Annotated in this window: 1 protein-coding gene; it reads left to right on the top strand. The window is 72.8% G+C overall.

Going from position 1 to position 1,329, the window contains the following annotated elements; translation table 11 throughout:
- A partial coding sequence (locus D180_RS12450) for a thioredoxin family protein (RefSeq protein WP_017913052.1) occupies window positions 1-1,271 on the top strand: 1,271 nt, incomplete at its 5' end.
- Between the last annotated feature and the right edge of the window lie 58 nt (window positions 1,272-1,329).

Below are 1,329 nucleotides of genomic sequence, written 5' to 3'. Positions count from 1 at the left end.
CGGCCACGGCCGCCGATGCCCTGCCGGCGACGCCGGACGCCTCGGCGCACAACGCCGCGCGCAGCGCCGCACCGCCGCCGGCCACGCAGAACCTGCTGTGGATCCTGCTGCTGGCGCTCGGCGGCGGCCTGCTGCTGAACCTGCTGCCGTGCGTGCTGCCGATCCTGTCGCTGAAGGTGCTGGGCCTGGCGCAGAGCGGCGAGAGCCGCGGCCGCGCCCGCAGCCATGCGCTGTGGTACACGCTGGGCGTGCTCGCCTCCTTCGCCGTGGTCGGCGGCATCGCCGTGGCCGCGCGCCTGCTGTGGGGCTTCCAGCTGCAGCGCCCGGGCTTCGTCGCGGTGCTGGTGTACCTGATGTTCGTGGTCGGGCTGAGCCTGTCGGGGGTGTTCACCCTCAGCGCCAACCTCGGTGGCGTCGGCCAGTCGCTGTCCACGCGCAGCGGTCCGGTCGGCGACTTCTTCACCGGCGTGCTGGCCTGCGTGGTGTCCAGCGCCTGCATCGGCCCGTTCATGGGCCCGGCGCTGGGCTATGCGCTGACCGCGCCGGCGGCGGCGGCGATGCTGGTGTTCCTGACCCTGGGCCTGGGCCTGGCGCTGCCGTTCCTGCTGATCGGCTTCGTGCCGTCGCTGGCCAGACGCCTGCCCAAGCCAGGCGCCTGGATGGAAACGCTCAAGCAGGTGCTGGCGTTCCCGATGTACCTGAGCGCGATCTGGCTGCTGTGGGTGCTGGGCAAGCAGCGCGGCGTGGACGCGGTGGCGCTGCTGCTGATCGGCGCCACCCTGCTGGCGCTGGGCCTGTGGTGGTTCGAGCGCGCGCGCTGGCGCGACCACAAGACCGGCATGCGCCTGGCCGCCGTGCTGCTGCTGGCCGCGCTGGTGCCGGCCTGGGGTGTGACCCGGCTGCCGCCGCCCAGCGCCAGCGTCGAGCGCAACACCGTTGCCTATTCGCCGCAGATGCTCGACCGCCTGCGCACCGACAACCGCGTGGTGTTCGTCAACATGACCGCCGACTGGTGCGTCACCTGCAAGGCCAACGAACGCAACGTGTTCGACAGCGACGCGTTCCGCGACACCATCAAGCGGGTGGACGCGGTGTACATGAAGGGCGACTGGACCAACGAGGATCCGCGCATCAGCGCCTTCCTCGCCGAGCACAAGGCGGTGGGCGTGCCGCTGTACGTGGTCTACGGCCCCGGCGCGCCGCCGACGGTACTGCCGCCGGTGCTGAGCCAGGCGGTGGTCGAGGACGCCCTGCTGCGCGCGGCGCGATGACCCCCACCAGCGCGCGCCTGCTGGCGGTCGCCGCGGTGGCGGCGGTGCTCGGCGTGGC

The sequence above is a fragment of the Xanthomonas sp. SHU 166 genome, from assembly GCF_000364685.1.
Classification (GTDB): Bacteria; Pseudomonadota; Gammaproteobacteria; order Xanthomonadales; family Xanthomonadaceae; genus Xanthomonas_A; species Xanthomonas_A sontii.
Note: the sequence above shows the minus strand (reverse complement) of the source record. Positions and strands in the feature narration are given on the sequence as shown.